Origin of the sequence: Massilia sp. Root133, assembly GCF_001426525.1 — a bacterium.
Classification (GTDB): Bacteria; Pseudomonadota; Gammaproteobacteria; order Burkholderiales; family Burkholderiaceae_D; genus Telluria; species Telluria orientalis.
Genome location: NZ_LMEW01000034.1, coordinates 440,578 through 455,464, shown reverse-complemented (window position 1 = coordinate 455,464; position 14,887 = coordinate 440,578). Strand labels below are relative to the sequence as shown.

11 protein-coding genes are annotated in these 14,887 nt (G+C 68.4%); 6 read left to right on the top strand and 5 right to left on the bottom strand.

All coding sequences use genetic code 11. The features are described from left to right. Positions 1-16: 16 nt before the first annotated feature. Both ASD28_RS26480 and ASD28_RS26475 read left to right on the top strand, forming a co-directional pair. Positions 17-1,654 carry a glycoside hydrolase family 32 protein gene (locus tag ASD28_RS26480; protein WP_156403852.1) on the top strand — a complete coding sequence of 546 codons (1,638 nt, stop codon included), beginning with the start codon at positions 17-19 and terminating at the stop codon, positions 1,652-1,654. Next, positions 1,651-2,943: a sugar porter family MFS transporter gene (locus tag ASD28_RS26475; protein WP_056135774.1), complete on the top strand. Its 1,293-nt coding sequence runs from the start codon at positions 1,651-1,653 to the stop codon at positions 2,941-2,943. The genes ASD28_RS26480 and ASD28_RS26475 overlap by 4 nt, the downstream gene beginning before the upstream one ends. 20 nt (positions 2,944-2,963) lie before the next feature. Here the strand turns inward: ASD28_RS26475 and ASD28_RS32550 are convergent, their stop codons facing one another. The 3 genes from ASD28_RS32550 to ASD28_RS26460 form a co-directional block, all read right to left on the bottom strand. Further along, positions 2,964-3,323 carry a hypothetical protein gene (locus tag ASD28_RS32550; RefSeq protein ID WP_200948913.1) on the bottom strand — a complete coding sequence of 120 codons (360 nt, stop codon included), beginning with the start codon at positions 3,321-3,323 and terminating at the stop codon, positions 2,964-2,966. Positions 3,324-3,393: 70 nt separating this feature from the next. After that, positions 3,394-4,233, bottom strand: a complete 840-nt coding sequence (locus ASD28_RS26465; protein ID WP_056135771.1) for a universal stress protein — start codon at positions 4,231-4,233, stop codon at positions 3,394-3,396. A gap of 117 nt (positions 4,234-4,350) precedes the next feature. After that, positions 4,351-5,199, bottom strand: a complete 849-nt coding sequence (locus ASD28_RS26460) for an alpha/beta fold hydrolase (protein ID WP_056135768.1) — start codon at positions 5,197-5,199, stop codon at positions 4,351-4,353. Between the two features lie 89 nt (positions 5,200-5,288). On the opposite strand from ASD28_RS26460, the gene ASD28_RS26455 reads away from it, so the two are divergent. Next, entirely contained in the window at positions 5,289-6,140 is an 852-nt protein-coding gene (locus ASD28_RS26455; protein WP_200948911.1) for a LysR substrate-binding domain-containing protein, read from the top strand. 3 nt (positions 6,141-6,143) lie between these two features. On the opposite strand, the gene ASD28_RS26450 is transcribed toward ASD28_RS26455, so the two are convergent. Next, complete coding sequence (locus tag ASD28_RS26450) at positions 6,144-7,571, bottom strand: efflux transporter outer membrane subunit (protein ID WP_056135766.1); 1,428 nt, start codon at positions 7,569-7,571, stop codon at positions 6,144-6,146. A gap of 88 nt (positions 7,572-7,659) precedes the next feature. Here ASD28_RS26450 and ASD28_RS26445 point away from each other — a divergent pair, with 88 nt between their 5' ends. The 3 genes from ASD28_RS26445 to ASD28_RS26435 all read left to right on the top strand — a co-directional run bounded on the left by ASD28_RS26445 (position 7,660) and on the right by ASD28_RS26435 (position 12,647). Next, positions 7,660-8,277, top strand: coding sequence for a TetR/AcrR family transcriptional regulator (locus ASD28_RS26445; protein WP_056135763.1), 618 nt, complete (start codon positions 7,660-7,662; stop codon positions 8,275-8,277). 75 nt (positions 8,278-8,352) lie between these two features. Next, complete coding sequence (locus ASD28_RS26440; protein ID WP_082577410.1) at positions 8,353-9,561, top strand: efflux RND transporter periplasmic adaptor subunit; 1,209 nt, start codon at positions 8,353-8,355, stop codon at positions 9,559-9,561. Beyond that, positions 9,558-12,647, top strand: a complete 3,090-nt coding sequence (locus ASD28_RS26435) for an efflux RND transporter permease subunit (RefSeq protein ID WP_056135761.1) — start codon at positions 9,558-9,560, stop codon at positions 12,645-12,647. The genes ASD28_RS26440 and ASD28_RS26435 overlap by 4 nt, the downstream gene beginning before the upstream one ends. Positions 12,648-12,713: 66 nt before the next feature. Here ASD28_RS26435 and ASD28_RS26430 read toward each other — a convergent pair whose 3' ends face one another. Continuing rightward, positions 12,714-14,294, bottom strand: a complete 1,581-nt coding sequence (locus ASD28_RS26430) for an isocitrate lyase (protein WP_056136017.1) — start codon at positions 14,292-14,294, stop codon at positions 12,714-12,716. Positions 14,295-14,887: the final 593 nt, after the last annotated feature.

Genomic DNA, 14,887 nt, shown 5'->3' with positions numbered 1-14,887 from the left:
CAACAAGGAAATCCCTGTGGCTTTGACATCCCGACTTTCTCTGCTCGCCATCGGCGCGGCCCTGCTGGCCGCCGGCTGCGCGAGCCAGTCGCCCGACCCCGCGCCGGTTGACTTGCCCGCCCGCGGCGAGCCATTCCGCCCGCAACTGTCGTTCTCCCCGCAACGCAACTGGATGAACGATCCGAACGGCCTCGTGTACCACGACGGCGAGTATCACCTGTTTTACCAGTACAACCCGAACCGGAACACCTGGGGCGACATGTCCTGGGGCCACGCGGTCAGCTCCGACCTGCTGCACTGGACCGAGCTGCCGCTGGCGCTGCCCGTCGAAAAGAACGCGAGCGGCGAGATCACGCAGATGTTCTTCTCGGGCAGCGCCGTGGTCGATCACGCCAACACCAGCGGATTCGGCCAGCCGGGCAAGCCGGCCATGGTGGCCATGGTCACGTCCATGTATCCGCAGGCGCGCACGGTGAACGGCAAGCCTGTGCGCGCCGGCACGCAGGCGCAGTCGATCGCGTACAGCCTCGATCGCGGCCGCACGTGGACGCAGTACGCCGGCAACCCGGTGCTGCCGGAGCCGCCGACGCCATACGCGGCCGAGTACCGCGACTTCCGCGACCCGAAAATGTTCTGGTACGAGCCCGAACACAAGTGGGTGCTGGCGACGGTCGTCGCGAAGCAGCACAAGGCATTGTTCTACAGTTCGCGCGACCTGGTGCACTGGGAGTGGACGGGCGAGTTCGGCCCGGCCGGCGCGACCGGCGGCGTGTGGGAGTGCCCCGACCTGATCGAGTTGCCGGTCGACGGCGACCCGGCGAAACGTAAATGGGTCCTCGTCATCAGCCTCAATCCCGGCGGTCCGGCGGGCGGGTCGGGCATGCAGTACTTCGTCGGCGACTTCGACGGCAAGACCTTCAAGCGCGACCGCGATGCCGCGGGCGACGCGCCGCGCTGGCTCGACTACGGCGCCGATTTCTACGCGGGCGTGACGTACAACGATGTGCCGGGCGGCCGCCGCCTGCTGGTCGGCTGGATGAACAACTGGCTGTACGGCGAGAAGGTCCCGACGGCGCCGTGGCGCAGCGCCCAGTCGCTGCCGCGCGAACTGGGGCTGCGCACGGTGAACGGGCAGGTGAAGCTCGTGCAGCAGCCGATCGCCCAGGCGCAGGGTTTGCGCGGCCCGTCGCTGTACAGCGCGGCCGGACAGACCATCACGCGCGGTACGCAGGCGGTGCCGCTGACCGGCACGGCGAGCGCGCCGCTGGAATTGAAGATGGTCCTGCAACCGGGCACCGCGACGCGCGCCGGCATCCGCCTCGGACAGGGTACCTATACCGAGATCGGTTACGACGCGAAGCAGGGCGCCGTGTACGTGGACCGCACGAAGTCGGGCGAGACGGCCTTCCATCCGCAGTTCGCCGCGCGCCATACGGCACCGGTCGCGCTGCGCGACGGCGGGCTGCCGCTGCGGATCCTCGTGGACCGGGGATCGGTGACGGTGTTCGCCGGCGACGGCGAGGCGGTGTTGACCGACCAGGTGTTCCCGCCGGCAGGGGCCGCGGGCGTGAGCCTGTTCGGCGTGGACGGCGACGCCCACGTACGCGACCTGGACATCTGGTCCCTGAATTCGATCTGGAAGGAAGCACGATGAATACGCTGTTGAAGGGAACCCTGGTCGGCGGCCTGGCGGGGCTGTTGTTCGGTTTCGACACGGCGGTCATCGCCGGCACCACGCAAGGCCTCGCGCAGGCCTTCCAGCTCGACCCGTCGGGCCTCGGCATGACCGTGTCGAGCGCGTTGTGGGGTACCTTGCTGGGCGCGCTGTTCGCGGGCCGTCCGGGCGACCGCTTCGGAGCACGCAACTGCCTGCGCGCCATCGCGGGCCTGTACGTCGTCTCGGCGCTGGGCTGCCTGTTCGCGCCCAGCCTGGCGGTGCTGGTCGCGGCGCGCGTGCTGGGCGGGATCGCCATCGGCGCCTCGTCCGTGCTGGCGCCGATCTACCTGGCGGAGATCGCCCCGGCGCACCGGCGCGGCATGCTGGTCGGCGCCTTCCAGTTCAACATCGTGCTGGGCATCCTCGTCGCGTACCTGAGCAATTACCTCGTCGGCCTGGCGGACCTGGGGGCCGACGAGTGGCGCTGGAAATTCGGCGTGGCGGCGCTCCCGGCGCTGCTGTTGTGCGGCCTCCTGTTCGTGATTCCCAACAGCCCGCGCTGGCTGGCCGTGAAGGGCAGGACCAAGGAGGCGGAACAGGTGCTGCGCGAGATCGGCGCCGCCGACGTCGCGGGCGAGCTGGCCCGCTACGCGCGCGGCCACGTCGCCGCGGGTTCGAAGCTGTCCTGGAGCCGCTACCGCAAGCCGATGCTGCTGGCGTTCGCGATCGCGGCGTTCAACCAGCTGTCGGGCATCAACGCCATCCTCTACTATGCGAACGACATCTTCGCGGCAGCCGGTTTCGGCAAGGTGTCGGCGGACCTGCAGTCGGTGATGATCGGCGCGACGAACCTGCTGTTCACGCTGCTGGCGCTGACCGTCATCGACCGCCTGGGCCGCAAGACGCTGCTGATCGTGGGCTCGGTCGGCATGGTCGTCGCACTGACGGCGACGGCCTGGATCCAGTGGAGCGGCATGCACCGCGACCTGCTGCTGTGGGCGCTGGTGCTGTTCATCGCGGCGTTCGCGTTCTCGCAGGGCGCGGTGATCTGGGTGTACATCTCCGAGATCTTCCCGACCGAGGTGCGGGCGCGCGGACAGAGTCTCGGCGCGTCCACGCACTGGCTCATGGATGCCATCGTCGCCGGCGTGTTCCCGGCGATGGCGGCGCGCTCGACCGGCCTGCCGTTCGTGCTGTTCGCGCTGGCGATGCTCGTGCAGCTGTTCGTCGTGGCGCGCTGGTTCGTCGAGACGAAGGGGACGCGGCTGGAGGATATCGACGTGTGACCGGCGTGCCCGCCAGGCCGTCAATGGGGGAAGACGGCCTTGGCGGCTGCATCCTGCCTGTCCGCCGGCTGTGTATGCATCTGCATCTGCATCTGCATCTCCGAAACGGGATGGTAGCGCCGGTGCCACGGCCGCGTCAGGACGCGCAGCGCCACGTCGAACGGCACGCCGTTCTCGCACAGGGTGCGCGCCGCATACGCCGTGCCTTCGGCGGCGCTCGCGCTGATCACGGCGTCGACGAGGAGGGCGGTGACCAGGTCGGTCCGCTGGCGCGAACCGGATGGCGCCGGCTGCGAGGTTGTCGCGCAGTGCGGACAGGCCACCTGGAGTGTGTGGCCGCATCCGGTACACGTGCATTCGACGATGTTCTTCGTTGTCATCTTGCTATTCTACATCTGGAACGTGATAGCTGGATGACTCGGCCCGCTTTTCGCGACCGTTATTTTCCCGTTAATGGGCCAGCAGCAACGGTACGGGCGCGCGCTCCAGCAGTTCGCGCGTCACGCCCCCCAGCACCCATTCGCGGTAGCGGCTGTGGCCGTACGCGCCGGCGACGATCAAGCCGGCGCCCGCGGTGCGCGCGAGCGCCATCAGGGCGTCGCCGGCCGTCGCGTGCGTGCGCTCGAGCACGACGTCGACCTTCACGCCGTGGCGGGCCAGGTAGAGCGCCATGTCGGCGCCCGGCTGTTCGCCGTGCGCGTCGGACAGCCGGTCCGGATTGACGAGGACGAGCCGCACGCCGTCCGCGCGCGCCAGCAGCGGCAGGGCGGCGGCCAGGGCGCGCAGTGCCTGCGTGCTGCCGTCCCAGCCCGCGACCACGGTGGCGGCGATCGGTGCGTCCGCGTAGGCGGGCGGGACGACCAGCACCGGCCGCGGGCCTCGCAGCGCCACGTGTTCCGGCAGCCTGCGCACGCGGGGCGGGATGCCGGGTTCCGGATCGACGTCGCGGCTGAGCACGACCAGGTCGGCATAGCGCGCCTGCAGCAGCAGCGCGCCATCGGCCGTGTCTTCGATCAAGCGTGTTTCCACCGAGACGACGCCGAGTTTGGCGGCCCGGTCGGTGAACGCGCGCAGATGCAGGGCCGCGGTCTCGCGCAGGCCGTCGAAGTCGGCCGGCGGGACCGGCGCGGCCATGGATCCGGTGAGTAACAGGTAGTCGGTCCACGAGATGCCCGTCGCCGCGCTGCCCACCAGGTGCGCGCCGTGCTCGCGGGCGAGGCGGGCGGCGGCGGCCATGCGGCTGTCCTGCTGCGGACTGCCGTCGACGTGAACGACGATGGTCTTGTACATCGCAAATCCTTTCGAAGATGCGCCGCGCTGCCGGAATGGCGCGGTGCAGTCGTTCGACCGGGATTTGTCCGCTTGGTGCCGCGTGTCGTCGTGGAAGCGCGCTGTCAAGCGCTTCGGTCAAGCCGGCACGGTGCCGACGAACGCTTCCAGCTGCCGGTTGAACTCCGCCGCATGCGTCACGTTCATCCCGTGCGATGCGCCGGCCACGGTGCGTACCTGGGCGCCGCCGATCCACTCGGCCAGCTGGGCCACGTTGTCGCGATACATGCGCGGGCTCCGTTCGCCCGCGATCAGCAGCGTCCGGCATGCGATCGCTTCCGCCGCGGCGCGGGTGTAGGCCGGCAGCGGGTCGCGGAACTGCATCGGCAGGGTGGCCGCGTTGTCGGTCGCCATCGTGCGGAACGGCGCGGGGCTCTTGCGCCAGATGCCCGGCAGGCTGACGGAATCGACGAACAGTTCCAGGCCCGCGTCGACGTCGCCATCTTCGATCAGCCGGGCTGCCCGTGCGCGCAGGGCTGCCGTCGCGGGCGGCAGCGGCGCGTCGGCGTGCAGCGGACCGCCGGGATCGGCCAGGGTCAGCGATTTCACGAGGTGCGGATAGTCGCGCGCCAGGTGGAATGCGACGCAGCCGCCGCGCGAGTGGCCGACCAGGTGCACCGGACCGAGGCCCATGGCGGTGATGAATTCGGCGAGTTCCGCGACGTGCGTCCACCAGTTGAACGCGCCCTGCAGCGCGAGGTCGTCGGCCGGCCAGTAGTGGCTGAGGCTCACGGAGACGCACTGGAAGCGTTTCGACAGCGCGGTCGTCTGGCCGTTCCAGTAGCGGTAGTCGCACAGCGAGCCGTGGACGAACAGCAGCGGCTCGCCGGCACCGCGCATCACGTACGGCATGCGCACGCCGGACGGCAGGGTGGCGAAGTAGATCTCGGGTACGGACAGGGCGTGCAGGTCGGTGCGTGCGTTCATCGTTGACTCCTTTTGCGCTACTATGCCGCACACAAAGTCCCAAGAAAATCGCATAATACTGAATCAATCAATCAGATTTTCTGATACCTATGAAATCACTCGACCTCGACGTCCTGGCCATGATCGTCGCCGTGGCGGACACCGGCAACATCAGCCGCGCGGCGGAAGTCGTGCACCGCTCGCAGTCGGCCGTGAGCATGCAGATCAAGACGCTGGAAGGCGCGCTCGGCAAGCCGCTGTTCGTGCGCGGCCCGCGCAGCGTCACGCCGACGCAGGACGGCGAGGTGCTGCTGACCTACGCCCGGCGCATGCTGGCCTTGCGCGACGAGGCGTGGGCCGCGGTCGTGCGGCCGGACATCACGGGCCGCGTCGTCATCGGCGTGCCCGACGATTACGCGTCGTCGCTGTTTCCGCCGATTCTGAAGAAATTCTCCGCGACGTATCCGAAGGTGCAGATCCAGGTCGTGGGCCTGCCGAGCGTGGCGCTGGCGCCGATGGTGAAGGATGGCTCGGTCGACCTCGTGTGCGCGACGCGCGTGAAAGGGCTGTCCGGCGAGTTCGTCCGGTTCGAGCCGATGGTGTGGGCCGCGACCCCCAGTGCCCGCGACCTGTGGCGCGAGCGGCCGCTGCCCATCGCCGTGTTCCTGCCCGGCAGCGTGGCGCGCGAAAACGCGATCCGCAGCCTGGAAAAGGCGAAGATTCCCTACCGGACGTCGTACGAGAGCCCCAGCCTGATGGGCCTGCTCAGCATGGTCGAGGCGGGCCTGGCCGTGGCGCCGCTCGCGCGCTGCGCCGTGCCCGCGCACCTGAGCCTGCTCGGCCAGGCGCAAGGCCTGCCGGAAATCGACCCGCTCGAAGTCATCCTCGCGCGCAGCACCAAGTCGAAGCGGCCGCCGTGCGACTTCCTCGCCGAGAAAATCATGGCGGAGTTGCGGCGCTGACCGTCAGCCTTGTGTCCAGCCGCCCCCGAGCGCCTTGTAGGCCGCGACGGCCGCGCGCGCCACGTCGGCCTGCGCCTGCGCACGCGCGTCGGCCGTGCGCAGCAGCGTGTCGTCCGCGCGCAGGACGTCGATCAGGCTGGCGGCGCCCCGCTGGTAGGCCGCGAACGACGCTGCGCGCGCGCGATCCAGCGCATCCTCGCCGCGCACGAGGACGGCCGTCTGCTGCGTGCGGTGGGCCAGCGCCGAAAAGGCGTTCTCGACGTCCTCCGTCGCGTGCAGCACGGCGAGGCGGTAGGCCGCGAGCGACTCCGCTTCGCGTCCTTTGGCCTGGGCGATCTGCGCGTCGATGCGGCCGAAGTCGAACAAGCGCCAGCGCACGCCGAGCAGGGCGGCGCCCTCGCTGGCGTTTGCGCCGAATAAATGGCCGGCGGACAAGGTCGTCGCGCTGCCGAGCAGGGCGCCCAGCGACACGTGCGGATAGTATTCCGCCATCGCCATGCCGATGCGTGCATTGCCCGCGGCCACGCGCCGCTCCGCCGCGATCAGGTCGGGCCGGCGCTGCAGCAGGTCGGCCGGCGAGCCCATCGCGCCGATGGCCGGCACGGCCGGGATGGAGACGGACGCGCCCAACTCGTCACGGTGCGTGCCGGGCGGCGTGCCCAGCATGACGTCCAGCGCGTTCGACGCCGCGTCGAGCGCGGCCTGCAGCGCCGGCACGGCGGCTTCGGCCTGCGCCAGTTCGCCCTCCGTCTGGTGCACCTGGTAGGCGGGCGCCACGCCCTTGTCGTGCAGCAGCGTCACCTTGGCGAGCAGGTCGCGGCGCGTGGCGACCTGGCGCTGGGCGATGCCGAGGCGGGCCTGCAGGCCGCGGATGCCGATGTAGATGTCCGCCGTCTGGGCGGCGACGGCGAGCCGGGCCGCGACGAAGTCCGCCGTCGACGCCTGGTAGTCGGCGCTTGCCGCCTCGCGGCCGCGGCGCAGGCTGCCGAACACGTCGATCTCCCAGCTGGCGGCCGCGTTCACGTCGTAGGCGTTGCCCCACCGTTCGTAGCCGGGCGTGGCGCCGGCGACGCGGCCCAGCGGCGTCTCCACCGACTGGTACGCACGCGCCGCGGACGCATTGACCGCGCCGGCCGGCAGCAGCGCCGCGTCGGCCGTATGCAGGCCGGCGCGCGCCTGGGCCACGCGCGCTGCGGCCTGCGCGAGGTCGAGATTGCCCGCCAGCGCCTGCGCGACGTAGCGCGCCAGTTGCGGGTCGCCGAAGCCGTCCCACCATGCGTCCAGCCCGGCGGCCGGGCCTTGCGCGGCGGTGGGTTGGCCGAGGTAACGGTCCGGGACGGGCGCGTCCGGACGCCGGTAGTCGGGGCCGACGGCGCAGCCCGTTGCCGCGACGGCGACGACGGCGGCCGCGAGCAGGCGAATCGTGGTCATGGTCTATCCTTGAATGTTGTGACTAGTGACTATAATACTTATTGGTCACACTTTGTCAAACGTTTGTTCGACGCGTTAAGCTATCGCCATGAACACGACCCTCACTTCTCCATCCCCGACCCGGGGACCGCTCGACCATGACGTCCGCACGCAGATCGTCGACGCCGCGACGGATTACTTCACCCGCTACGGCTATGAAAAGACGACCGTGTCCGACCTGGCCAAGGCGATCGGTTTTTCCAAGGCCTATATCTACAAGTTCTTCGATTCGAAGCAGGCGATCGGCGAAGTCATCTGCGCGAACCGTCTCGCCGAAGTCATGCAGGCCGTCGACGCCGCGGTCGCGGGCGGCGCCAGCGCATCCGACCGGTTCCGCCGCATGTTCCGGGCGTTCATCGACGCGGGCACGGCGCTGTTCTTCGAAGACCGCAAGCTGTACGACATCGCCGCGACCGCTTCCCGGGACGCGTGGCCGTCGGTGCAGGCTTACGAGCGCTACGTCGAGGAACTCATCGCACGGATCGTCCGCGAGGGACGCGAGGCGGGCGAGTTCGAACGCAAGACGCCGCTGGACGAGACGGCCAACGCGATCTGCCTCGTCATGAAACCGTACATCAATCCGCTGCTGCTCCAATACAACCTGGAAGGCGCGCAGGACGCGACGCTGCATCTGTCGAACCTCGTGCTGCGCAGCCTGGCGCCATAAAAATCCGGCTAGTGACCATTGACTTATTTGGTCACTGGTAGAAGAATGGGGGCTTTCTTACCAAAGGGAGCTCCCATGTCCATTCGCTCACGCGGCGCACGCGCCCTGTGCCTGCTGCCGATTGTCCTCGCGGCATGCGGCGACAAGCCCGCCGCCGACGCCCGTACGGCGGCGCCCCTGGTCGAGACGATTCTCGTCCAGGGCGCGCCGGCCACCGCCCGTTCATTCACCGGCGTCGTCGGCGCCCGGGTCCAGAGCGACCTGGGCTTTCGCGTGCCGGGCAAGGTGGTGCAGCGCCTCGTCGACGTCGGCCAGGCCGTCCGCCGGGGGCAGCCCCTGATGCGCATCGATCCCGTCGACCTCGGCCTGCAGGCGCGTGCGCAGGCCGAGGCCGTCACGGCCGCCCGCGCCCGCGCGCGCCAGGCGGCCGACGACGAGGCCCGCTACCGCGACCTCGTCGCGGCAGGCGCCGTGTCGGCCTCCGCGTACGAGCAGCTGAAGGCAGCCGCGGACGCGGCGACAGCGCAGCTGAGCGCGGCCGAGGCGCAGTACGACGTCGCGCGCAACGCGGCCGGCTATGCGCTGCTCGTGGCGGACGCGGACGGCGTCGTCGTCGACACGCTGGCGGAGCCGGGCCAGGTGGTCGGCGCCGGCCAGCCCGTCGTGCGCCTCGCGCACGCGGGCCCGCGCGAGGCGGTCGTGCAGTTGCCCGAGACGATGCGGCCCCGGCTCGGATCGCAGGCGCAGGCCACGCTGTATGGCGGACAGGCTGCCGGCGTGGCCCGCCTGCGGCAGCTCGCGGACGCCGCCGACCGCCTCACGCGCACGTACGAGGCGAAATACGTCCTCGACGGCCCGCTGGCCGAGGCGCCGCTCGGGGCCACCGTCACATTGCGCCTGGACGGCGAACGTGGTGGCGACAGTGACGGCAACAGCAAGGCCGGCCCGCTGCAGGTCCCGGCCGCGGCGGTCCTCGACACGGGCAAGGGCAGCGGCGTCTGGACCGTGGCGGGCGAGCCGGCCAGGGTCACCTGGCGCCGCATCGACGTGCTCGCGATCGGCGACGACACGGCGCGCGTGACGGGCCAGCTGAAAGCGGGCGAGCGCGTGGTCGCGCTGGGTGCCCATCTGCTGCACGAAGGCGACACCGTGCGCGTCGATCGCGTGCCGGGCCGGCTTGCCGCCGCAACCGTGTTGCAAACCGCGCCACAAGCCGCGCCACAAGCCGCGCCACAAACCGCGCCACAAGCCGCGGCACACGTCGCGCCGGGAGCCGCACGATGAGCCGCTTCAACCTGTCCGCGCTGGCCGTCCGCGAGCGGTCGGTCACGCTGTTCCTCATCCTGCTCGTCTCGCTGGCCGGCGTGCTGGCCTTCCTGAAGCTGGGCCGCGCGGAAGACCCGCCGTTCACGGTGAAGCAGCTCACGGTGATCACGGCCTGGCCCGGCGCCACCGCCCAGGAAATGCAGGACCAGGTGGCGGAACCGCTCGAAAAGCGCATGCAGGAACTCCGCTACTACGACCGCACGGACACCTATACCCGTCCGGGCCTTGCGTTCACGACGGTCACGCTGCTGGACAGCACGCCGCCCGCCGACGTGCCCGACCAGTTCTACCAGGCGCGCAAGAAGCTGCAGGACGCGCAGGCTTCGCTCCCGGGCGGCGTCATCGGCCCGATGGTCAACGACGAATTCGCCGACGTCACGTTCGCCCTGTACGCCCTGAAGGCGCGGGGCAAGCCGTCACGCCTGCTGGTGCGCGATGCCGAAACCCTGCGCCAGCGCCTGCTGCACGTCGCCGGCGTCAAGAAGGTGAACATCATCGGCGAACAGGCCGAGCGCATCTTCGTGTCGTTCTCGCACGACCGCCTCGCCACGCTGGGCATCGCCCCGCAGGACATCTTCGCCGCGCTCAATGCGCGCAACGTGCTGACGCCCGCCGGTTCGATCGACACGAAGGGCGCGCAAGTCTTCGTCCGCCTGGACGGCGCCTACGACGAGCTGCAGAAAATCCGCGACACGCCGGTCGTCAGCCAGGGCCGCACCCTGAAGCTGTCCGACATCGCGACGGTCGAACGCGGCTACGAGGATCCAGCCACCTTCCTGATCCGTAACAACGGCGAACCGGCGCTGCTGCTGGGCGTCGTGATGCGCGATGGCTGGAACGGCCTCGACCTGGGCAAGGCGCTCGATGCCGAGGTCGCGTCCATCAACAAGGACGTCCCGCTGGGCATGAGTCTCGCCAAGGTGACCGACCAGGCCGTGAACATCGGCGGCGCCGTCGATGAATTCATGGTCAAGTTCTTCGTCGCGCTCCTCGTCGTCATGGTTGTCTGTTTCCTCAGCATGGGCTGGCGCGTGGGACTCGTCGTCGCCACGGCCGTGCCGCTGACCCTGGCCGCCGTCTTCATCGTGATGGCCGCGACGGGCAAGAACTTCGACCGCATCACCCTCGGCTCCCTGATCCTCGCGCTCGGCCTGCTCGTCGACGACGCCATCATCGCCATCGAAATGATGGTCGTGAAGATGGAAGAGGGCTACGACCGCGTGCAGGCGTCCGCGTACGCCTGGAGCCATACGGCGGCCCCCATGTTGTCCGGCACGCTCATCACGGCCATCGGCTTCATGCCGAATGGCTTCGCGAAATCGACGGCCGGCGAATACACGAGCAACATGTTCTGGATCGTGGGCATCGCCCTCGTCACGTCGTGGATCGTCGCCGTCGTGTTCACACCCTACCTGGGCGTAAAACTCCTGCCGGCGATTCCGAAGGTCGAAGGCGGTCATCACGCCATCTATGACACGCCGAACTACAACCGGTTCCGGCGGCTGCTGGGTACCGTGATCCGGCGCAAATGGCTCGTCGCGTTGATCGTGATCAGCACGTTCGGGCTGGCCGGCGCCGGCATGGCCGTCGTCAAGAAGCAGTTCTTCCCGACGTCCGACCGGCCGGAAGTGCTTGTGGAAGTGCAGCTGCCCTACGGGACGGCGATCGTGCAGACGTCCGCCGCCGCGGCGAAGGTCGAGGCGTGGCTCGCCAGGCAGAAGGAAGCGCGCACCGTCACCGCGTACATCGGGCAGGGCGCACCGCGCTTCTACCTGGCGATGGCGCCGGAGCTGCCCGATCCGTCGTTCGCCAAGATCGTGATCCGCACCGACAATGAACAGGAACGCGAGGCGCTCAAGCTGCGCCTGCGCGCCGCCGTCGCCGACGGCCTGGCGCCGGAGGCCCGCGTGCGCGTCACGCAGCTCGTGTTCGGCCCGTACTCGCCGTACCCGGTCGCGTTCCGCCTGTCCGGTCCGGACCCGGACACGCTGCGCGCCATTGCCGCGAAGGTGGAAGCCATCCTGCGCGCCAGCCCGCAGATGCGCACCGTGAACACGGACTGGGGTACGCGCGTGCCGACCCTGCATTTCACCCTGGACCAGGATCGCCTGCAGGCCGTCGGCCTGACGTCGGCGGCCGTGGCGCAGCAGCTGCAGTTCCTGTTGAGCGGCGTGCCCGTCACGGCGGTGCGCGAGGACATCCGCTCGGTGCAGGTCGTCGCCCGCGCGGCCGGCGGCGTGCGCCTCGACCCGGCGCGGATCAACGCCTTCACGCTCGTCGGCGCGGCCGGACAGCGCATCCCGTTGTCGCAGGTCGGCACGGTCGGCGTCCGGCCGGAAGAACCGGTGCTGCGCCGGCGCGACCGCGTGCCGACCATCACCGTCCGCGGCGACATCGCGGAGGGCCTGCAGCCGCCGGACGTGTCGCTGGCCATGCAGCAGGCGCTGCAACCCGTCGCGGCGGCGCTGCCGTCCGGGTACAGGCTGGTCGTGGCCGGGTCGATCGAGGAGGCCGGCAAGGCGAATGCCGCGTTGCTGCCGCTGTTCCCCATCATGCTCGCGTTCACCCTCCTGATCATCGTATTCCAGGTGCGCTCGATCGCGTCGATGGTGATGGTGTTCCTGACCAGCCCGCTGGGCCTGATCGGCGTGGTGCCGACGTTGCTCCTGTTCCGCCAGCCATTCGGCATCAATGCGCTCGTGGGCCTGGTCGCGCTGTCCGGCATCCTGATGCGCAACACGCTGATCCTGATCGGGCAGATCGACCACAACCGCGCGGAAGGGTTGAATCCGTTCGACGCCGTCGTCGAGGCGACGGTGCAGCGCGCGCGCCCGGTCATCCTGACGGCGCTGGCGGCGATGCTGGCATTCATTCCGCTGACGCACTCCGTGTTCTGGGGCACGCTCGCCTACACGCTGATCGGCGGCACGTTCGCGGGCACGGTCATGACGCTCGTGTTCCTGCCCGCGATGTACGCCATCTGGTTCCGGATCGTTCCGGCGCCCGAGTCCGCGCCGGCACTGGCCGAGGCTGCGCCGGCCTGAGGCCGCAACAAAAAGCCCGGGCGGGCCTTGCGGCACCGCCCGGGCTGGCGTCAGTCGTGACCGGAATCAGAACTGGTTCATCGTGTTGTGCTTGCCGCCGGCCTTCAGCGCCGCTTCGCCGCTGAAGTATTCCTTGTGGTCGTCGCCGATGTCCGAACCGGACATGTTCTGGTGCTTGACGCAGGCGATGCCCTGGCGGATTTCCTTGCGCTGCACGCCGGCCACGTAGCCCAGCATGCCCTGGTTGCCGAAGTAGTCCTTGGCCAGGTTGTCCGTGGACAGGGCGGCCGTGTGGTAGGTCGGCAGCGTGATCAGGTGGTGGAAGATGCCCGCTTCGCGCGCCGCGTCGGCCTGGAACGTGCGGATGCGCTCGTCGGCGACCTTCGCCAGGATCGAGTCGTCGTACTCGGCGCTCATCAGGTGGGCGCGGTCGTAGGCCGACACGTCCTCGCCGCGCGACTTCATGCCGTCGTACACCTGCTGGCGGAAGTTCAGCGTCCAGTTGAACGATGGGCTGTTGTTGTACACCAGCTTCGCGTTCGGGATGACCTTGCGGATTTCCTTGACCATGCCGCCGATCTGGCCGATGTGCGGTTTCTCGGTCTCGATCCACAGCAGGTCGGCGCCGTTCTGCAGCGACGTGATGCAGTCGAGGACGCAGCGCGCTTCGCCCGTGCCTTCGCGGAACTGGAACAGGTTGCTCGCCAGGCGCTTCGGACGCAGCAGCTTGCCGTTACGCTGGATCACGACGTCGCCGTTCTTCAGTTCGGCGGCCGCGATTTCTTCCGCGTCGAGGAAGGCATTGTACTGGTCGCCCAGGTCGCCCGGCTCGTGGGTGACGGCGATCTGCTTGGTCAGGCCGGCGCCCAGCGAGTCGGTACGGGCGACGATGACGCCGTCGTCCACGCCCAGCTCGAGGAACGCGTAGCGCACGGCGCGGATCTTCGCGAGGAAGTCTTCGTGCGGGACCGTGACCTTGCCGTCCTGGTGGCCGCACTGCTTTTCGTCCGACACCTGGTTTTCCAGCTGGATGCAGCAGGCGCCCGCCTCGATCATCTGCTTGGCCAGCAGGTACGTCGCTTCCGCGTTGCCGAAGCCGGCGTCGATGTCGGCGATGATGGGCACGACGTGCGTGACGAAGTTGTCGATCTTGTCCTGGAGCGCTGCCTTGGCGGCGCCTTCGGCCGCATCCAGCTGGCGGAACAGGCCGCCCAGTTCACGGGCGTCGGCCTGGCGCAGGAACGTGTACAGCTCCTTGATCAGCGCGGGGACGGCGGTCTTTTCGTGCATCGACTGGTCCGGCAGCGGGCCGAATTCCGAGCGCAGCGCGGCGATCATCCAGCCCGACAGGTAGAGGTAGCGGCGGTCGGTGCTGTTGAAATGCTTCTTGATCGAGATCAGCTTCTGCTGGCCGATGAAACCGTGCCAGCAGCCCAGCGACTGCGTGTACTTGGACGGATCGGCATCGTAGTTCGCCATGTCGCGGCGCATGATCGCGGCCGTGTAGCGAGCGATGTCGAGGCCGGTCTTGAAGCGGTTCTGCGCACGCATGCGGGCGGCGGATTCCGGATTGATGGCGTCCCAGGCGCTGCCGTAGCGCTGCTTGAGGGTGGCGATGGCCTGGATATCGTTTTGGTACTCGGACATGTCGAACTCCATGAAAAGTGAATCGAAAGTGGTGAAGCGCATGGGTTCATCATATGAGATCCAGGTGTCTAAATCTTCTGTCTTATATAAGACATAAAACTAAAATTTAGCGATAGAATTCAATGAGTTATCTCAGACATTCCGCAATGCGGCAAATAGTTTTGCGAAATGGAATATTCATCCCACCTGTTGAAAGGCTGAAATTTCATATCGTGGAACGCTATTCAGCCGAGTGAAAAATTCGGGGTCAGAGCACATTTCGAATTCAATTCGGGGTCAGAGCCCATTTCGGATCAATTTCTACATGCATTGTTGGCGCTTGCGGGCAGCGCGGCGAGTCGCCTCGACGTTTCGATGGCTGTGGAGATAGGCCATTCGCGGCCAGCGCGTAAAGTTGCCGCAAGAACTGTGCACCAAAATGTGCTCTGACCCCGAATTTGAGAAATTGCCGGAGATCCACCGGGAGCGGAGGGGCAAAAAAAAAGCCCGCTGGTTGGCGGGCTTGAATCTATTTTCTTGGAGGAAGATAGAGGAGACAGGAAGCATTGTGCTGCATTGCACAAGAACCGTCCAATGATGTTTCGTGATGAGCG

What these genes read in the sequence shown, in the direction of transcription:
- ASD28_RS26475 (WP_056135774.1), top strand. Translation starts at nt 1,651, where the DNA reads ATGAATACGCTGTTGAAGGGAACCCTGGTCGGCGGCCTGGCGGGGCTG.
- ASD28_RS32550 (WP_200948913.1), bottom strand. Translation starts at nt 3,323, where the DNA reads ATGACAACGAAGAACATCGTCGAATGCACGTGTACCGGATGCGGCCAC.
- ASD28_RS26465 (WP_056135771.1), bottom strand. Translation starts at nt 4,233, where the DNA reads ATGTACAAGACCATCGTCGTTCACGTCGACGGCAGTCCGCAGCAGGAC.
- ASD28_RS26460 (WP_056135768.1), bottom strand. Translation starts at nt 5,199, where the DNA reads ATGAACGCACGCACCGACCTGCACGCCCTGTCCGTACCCGAGATCTAC.
- ASD28_RS26455 (WP_200948911.1), top strand. Translation starts at nt 5,289, where the DNA reads ATGAAATCACTCGACCTCGACGTCCTGGCCATGATCGTCGCCGTGGCG.
- ASD28_RS26450 (WP_056135766.1), bottom strand. Translation starts at nt 7,571, where the DNA reads ATGACCACGATTCGCCTGCTCGCGGCCGCCGTCGTCGCCGTCGCGGCA.
- ASD28_RS26445 (WP_056135763.1), top strand. Translation starts at nt 7,660, where the DNA reads ATGAACACGACCCTCACTTCTCCATCCCCGACCCGGGGACCGCTCGAC.
- ASD28_RS26440 (WP_082577410.1), top strand. Translation starts at nt 8,353, where the DNA reads ATGTCCATTCGCTCACGCGGCGCACGCGCCCTGTGCCTGCTGCCGATT.
- ASD28_RS26435 (WP_056135761.1), top strand. Translation starts at nt 9,558, where the DNA reads ATGAGCCGCTTCAACCTGTCCGCGCTGGCCGTCCGCGAGCGGTCGGTC.
- ASD28_RS26430 (WP_056136017.1), bottom strand. Translation starts at nt 14,294, where the DNA reads ATGTCCGAGTACCAAAACGATATCCAGGCCATCGCCACCCTCAAGCAG.